At 66.6% G+C, this 4,610-nt stretch carries 6 protein-coding genes and 1 pseudogene; 5 read left to right on the plus strand and 2 right to left on the minus strand.

Annotated features, from left to right (window positions below; all coding sequences use genetic code 11):
* The 5 genes and pseudogenes from JYJ84_RS28995 to JYJ84_RS29015 all read left to right on the plus strand — a co-directional run.
* Nucleotides 1-245 (plus strand): annotated as a pseudogene (locus tag JYJ84_RS28995) (hypothetical protein); the annotation flags it as partial.
* 102 nt (nt 246-347) lie between these two features.
* Nucleotides 348-1,346: a homoserine kinase gene (locus JYJ84_RS29000; RefSeq protein ID WP_122949155.1), complete on the plus strand. Its 999-nt coding sequence runs from the start codon at nt 348-350 to the stop codon at nt 1,344-1,346.
* On the plus strand, nt 1,337-2,146 hold the full coding sequence (locus JYJ84_RS29005; protein WP_122949154.1) for a BPSS1780 family membrane protein: 810 nt from the start codon (nt 1,337-1,339) through the stop codon (nt 2,144-2,146). Before JYJ84_RS29000 ends, JYJ84_RS29005 begins: the two co-directional genes overlap by 10 nt.
* Nucleotides 2,147-2,334: 188 nt before the next feature.
* Nucleotides 2,335-2,787, plus strand: coding sequence for a MarR family winged helix-turn-helix transcriptional regulator (locus JYJ84_RS29010; RefSeq protein ID WP_122949153.1), 453 nt, complete (start codon nt 2,335-2,337; stop codon nt 2,785-2,787).
* Between the two features lie 156 nt (nt 2,788-2,943).
* Nucleotides 2,944-3,363, plus strand: coding sequence for an organic hydroperoxide resistance protein (locus tag JYJ84_RS29015; protein WP_011355825.1), 420 nt, complete (start codon nt 2,944-2,946; stop codon nt 3,361-3,363).
* Between the two features lie 113 nt (nt 3,364-3,476).
* Here JYJ84_RS29015 and JYJ84_RS29020 read toward each other — a convergent pair whose 3' ends face one another.
* On the minus strand, nt 3,477-3,653 hold the full coding sequence (locus JYJ84_RS29020) for a DUF3563 family protein (protein ID WP_080741415.1): 177 nt from the start codon (nt 3,651-3,653) through the stop codon (nt 3,477-3,479).
* An 81-nt stretch (nt 3,654-3,734) separates the two neighbouring features.
* Nucleotides 3,735-4,610 (minus strand): PHB depolymerase family esterase (locus JYJ84_RS29025; RefSeq protein ID WP_205189789.1); only part of this gene is annotated, 876 nt, incomplete at its 5' end.

Raw genomic sequence — 4,610 nt, forward strand, 5'->3', positions numbered from 1 at the left:
CGGGCGCCGAAGTCACGTCGAAAGTCGACTTCGCCGACATCCGCCGCACGCCGAGCTTCCACGAAAAGAGCAAGAACGGCACCGAAGTCACCGAGTACCGCGATCGCGGCAAACCGGTCGAAATCGACGTGAAGTCGAACTTCGGCACGCGCTACCAGATGAGCTCGACGCCCGACACGTCGCCGAAGCCGCACGACGCGGGCATCCCGATCACGCGCCTGCCGTCGCTGAACCTGCGCTACTGATTCCGGGGCGCGCCGCACCGAACGCCGCGCGCCACCTTCCCTTCACCTGTTGTCGCGCCGCACGCCGTCCGCGTGCCGACATCCTGACCTGACGCATCCCGCATGGCCGTTTTCACTGCTGTTTCCGACTCCGATCTCGCGCAATGGATGCGCCACTACGAACTGGGCGACGTGCTTGCGTTCCGCGGCATTCCGTCCGGTATCGAAAACAGCAATTTCTTCCTGACGACGACGCGCGGCGAGTACGTCCTCACGATCTTCGAAAAGCTCACGGCGGAACAACTGCCGTTCTACCTCGACCTGATGCGCCATCTGGCCGGCCATGGCGTGCCGGTGCCGGATCCGATCCCGCGCGACGACGGCGCGCTGTTCGGCATGCTGCACGGCAAGCCGGCCGCGATCGTCACGAAGCTCGACGGCTCGGCTGAACTCGCGCCGGGGGTCGAACACTGTATCGAAGTCGGGCAGATGCTCGCGCGCCTGCACCTCGCCGGCCGCGACTATCCGCGCCACCAGCCGAACCTGCGCAGCCTGCCGTGGTGGCAGGAGAACGTGCCGGCGATCGTGCCGTTCATCACGGATGAGCAGCGCACGCTGCTGGAGGGCGAGCTCGCGCACCAGGCCAGCTTCTTCGCGTCGGACGACTACGCGGCGCTGCCGGCCGGGCCGTGTCATTGCGACCTGTTCCGCGACAACGTGCTGTTCGCGCACGCGGCGCCCGGCACCGGCCACGACGTGCGGCTAGGCGGCTTCTTCGACTTCTATTTCGCAGGCTGCGACAAGTGGCTGTTCGACGTCGCGGTCACGGTCAACGACTGGTGTGTCGACCTCGCGACCGGCGTGCTCGACGTCGCGCGCGCCGACGCGCTGCTGCGCGCGTACCAGACCGTGCGGCCGTTCACGGCCGAGGAGCGCCGCCACTGGAGCGACATGCTGCGCGCGGGCGCGTACCGCTTCTGGGTGTCGCGCCTGTACGACTTCTACCTGCCGCGCGCGGCCGAGATGCTCAAGCCGCACGATCCTGGCCATTTCGAACGCATCCTGCGCGAGCGTATCGCGCATACGCCCGCGCTTCCCGAGATCCAAACCGCATGCAACTGATCGAAGTGCCCGCCAAAACGGGCTATGTCTGGTTCCGTCAAGGCGTCTGGCTGTTCCGCCGGAACCCGCTCGCGTTCATCACGCTGTTCTTCACGTACCTGCTGGCGATCACGCTGATATCGATGGTGCCCGTGATCGGCTCCGCGCTGCCGCTGGTATTCATTCCCGGCGTCGCGGTCGGCTTCATGGCCGCGTGCCGCGACACGGTGGCCGGCAAGCCCGTGATGCCGACGATCCTCGTCGACGGCTTCCGCTCGTACGGCACCGTCGCGACCCAGCGGCTGCTCGTGCTCGGCGTGATCTACGTCGCCTCGATGGTGCTCGTGTTCGCCGCTTCGTCGTTCGTGGACGGCGGTGCGCTGTTCCACGTGATGATGGGCGCGGCGGACGAAGCGAGCACGACGCCGGAAGCGCTTGCCGCGCAAGGCACGCTCGGCGCGCTGTTCTTCGCGACGCTGCTGTACCTGCCGGTCGCGATGCTGTTCTGGTTCGCGCCGGTGCTGGTCGCGTGGCATGACGTCCCGCCCGCCAAGGCGCTGTTCTTCAGCGTCGTCAGCTGCTGGCGCAATCGCGGCGCATTCGTCGTGTACGGCGTGCTGTGGTTCGGCGTCGCGCTCGGCACGTCGCTCGCGCTGTCGCTGCTGCTGCAGGCACTTGGTGCCGGCGCCTACGCACTGACGATCATGATGCCGGTGACGATCATCATCGTCACGATGCTGTACTGCTCGTTCTACGCGACCTATCGCGGCTGCTTCGGCGTACAGGAACCGGGCGCGACGACCACCACGTCGGGCCGCTGAAGGCTCTCCGGCCGGCGCGCGTCGCCGGCCTGCCGTTCTCCGCGCCGGGTTGCCTCCCGGCGCCTCCTCCCTTCCCGCGCCTCCAACGGCCACCGCCCCGCGCCGGCTGCCCCCTGTTCATCCCGATCTTTTGCGCGCAAAATAATTTGCGTACAAATTGTTCGCGCGTTCACCGCGCCTTCCGAATCATGGACCGCCTGCCCCCGCTGCCCCAGACGCTCGACGAGCAACTCTGCTTCGCGCTCTACTCGACTTCGCACGCGATGACGAAGGCGTACAAGCCGCTGCTCGACAAGCTGTCGCTGACCTATCCCCAATATCTCGCGATGCTCGTGCTGTGGGAACGCGACGACATCGCCGTGAAGGACATCGCCGCGCGGCTCGACCTCGACCCGGCCACGGTCACGCCGCTGCTGAAGCGGCTGGAAGCGCTCGGCTATGTCGAACGCGTGCGCAGCGCGGCCGACGAACGGGTCGTGAACGTGCGCGTGACGCCGGAAGGCCGTGCACTGAAGGACCGCGCGCGCTCGGTACCCGCCGATCTGTTCTGCGCGATGCAGCAATCCCCCGAGTTCCTGGTCAGGCTGCGCGCCGATCTCCAGCAGTTGCGCGACGCGCTGTCGGCCGCCAACGAACGCTGACAGGCGAGCCCCGGCGAACCGGCCCGGGACCGCCGGGCTTTTTCTTCAAAATTTCATTTGCACACTAATGATTTGTGTTCTATATTTTCCTCGTGGCCGGCGACATCCCGTTCGACCGGGCCGCTTTTCCTCCCTTTTCCCGACAGGAGCTGCACGATGAACATTCTGTACAAGACCAGCGCCACGAGCACGGGTGGCCGCGACGGCCGCGCGGTATCCGCTGACAACAAGCTGGAAGTGAAGCTGGCCGCGCCGCGCGAACTCGGCGGCACGGGCGCGGAAGGCACGAATCCGGAGCAACTGTTTGCCGCAGGTTACTCGGCCTGTTTCCTGAGCGCGATGAAATTCGTCGCCGGCCAGGACAAGAAGGCGCTGCCGGCCGACACGCAGGTCACGGCGGAAGTGGGTATCGGCCCGAACGATGCAGGCGGCTTCGGGCTCGACGTCGAGCTGCGCGTGTCGCTGCCCGGGTTCGACAAGGCCGACGCGCAAGCGCTGGTCGAAAAGGCGCACCACGTGTGCCCGTATTCGAACGCGACGCGTAACAACGTGCCGGTGCGCCTGACGGTCGTCTGACGCGACACAAGGCCAGGAATACAAAAAGGGCGCGTGCGGCATGTAGCCGCACGCGCCCTTTTTTGCTGCGTGACTCGCCGGAACGGCGGACCTGATTGCCCGCCCTGCGCTACTTAGCGCGAACCGAACGAATACGGGCGGTTCATCGCCGCTTCGCGGTCGATCTTGCGCATACGGAATTCGAGATCGTAGATGTCGGTCGCATCAGCCAGATACGCCTCGGCGCGCTCTTTCGAGGCCGTTTCAGCGTTCTTGGTCAGCATCAGGAAGAGGTGGCTCAGCAGGTACATGGTTGATCTCGCAATCCAAAGGTTCTTTGACTAGGGTTTTCCCGAATTATAGGGAAAACCCTAGGCTTTGGCCAGCGTCGATCAGACGATGCGTCGTTCGGTCGCCACAGTGCGGCGTTGGGCTTCGAAAAAGGCCCAGATCATCGCGCTTGCATCGGGGCCCACCGCCGCGTGAAACGGCACGGCTTCGTCACCGCCGGCCCACGCATGGTCGAGCCCTTTCACGTGGCAGAGCCGCACGACCGGCTCGCCGTCGCGGCAGACATCGGTAATCTGCGCGCCCGCTTCGCGCGTCTCGACCCGTTCGCCGCCGCGCAGTGCGCCGCGGCTGTCGGCGAGCCCGTTCAGGCGCATGAACTGCACCGTGAGTTGATCGGCATTCTTCGGTGCGACGACATGATCGCCGTCGCCCTGGACGATCAGCGCGGGCATGCCCGGATACGCCGCGGCATCGACCAGCGCATCGACGGCCGCGGCCGGGTTCTGCCGCACGCCGCGCCGCATCACGTCCATCGCGGTAATGCCGGAATTCGCCTCGCCGAGCGCCGGGCCCGAGTGCAGCGCCACCGCCGCGAAGCGGTCGGGATGGTGCAGTGCAAGAAGCGACGCCAGGCCCGCGCCGGCCGACAGCCCCGCGACATAGACACGCGACTGGTCGAACCCGTGTTCGTCGACGAGCGCATCGACGAGCGACGCTACCGCGTTCGCCTCGCCGCGGCCCGCGCGGTCGGTGTCTTCATACCAGTGCCAGCAGCCGTGCGCGTGCGCGCGCAGCGACTGCTCCGGATACAGCACCGCGAAGCCGTGCTTGTCAGCCAGCAGGTTCATCCGCGTGCCCTGCACGAACTCGTCGACGGACTGCTGGCAGCCGTGCAGCATCACGACGAGCGGCATCGCGCCGCGCCGGCGGCCGGACGGCACGTAGAGGCCATACGCGAGATGCTGGACGAGGCGCCC

Origin of the sequence: Burkholderia sp. LMG 13014, assembly GCF_905232215.1 — a bacterium.
In the GTDB taxonomy this organism is placed as follows: Bacteria; Pseudomonadota; Gammaproteobacteria; order Burkholderiales; family Burkholderiaceae; genus Burkholderia.

Bases quoted from the DNA above. Each gene is read 5' to 3' on its own strand.
- JYJ84_RS29000 (WP_122949155.1), top strand. From the start codon at position 348: ATGGCCGTTTTCACTGCTGTTTCCGACTCCGATCTCGCGCAATGGATG.
- JYJ84_RS29005 (WP_122949154.1), top strand. From the start codon at position 1,337: ATGCAACTGATCGAAGTGCCCGCCAAAACGGGCTATGTCTGGTTCCGT.
- JYJ84_RS29010 (WP_122949153.1), top strand. From the start codon at position 2,335: ATGGACCGCCTGCCCCCGCTGCCCCAGACGCTCGACGAGCAACTCTGC.
- JYJ84_RS29015 (WP_011355825.1), top strand. From the start codon at position 2,944: ATGAACATTCTGTACAAGACCAGCGCCACGAGCACGGGTGGCCGCGAC.
- JYJ84_RS29020 (WP_080741415.1), bottom strand. From the start codon at position 3,653: ATGTACCTGCTGAGCCACCTCTTCCTGATGCTGACCAAGAACGCTGAA.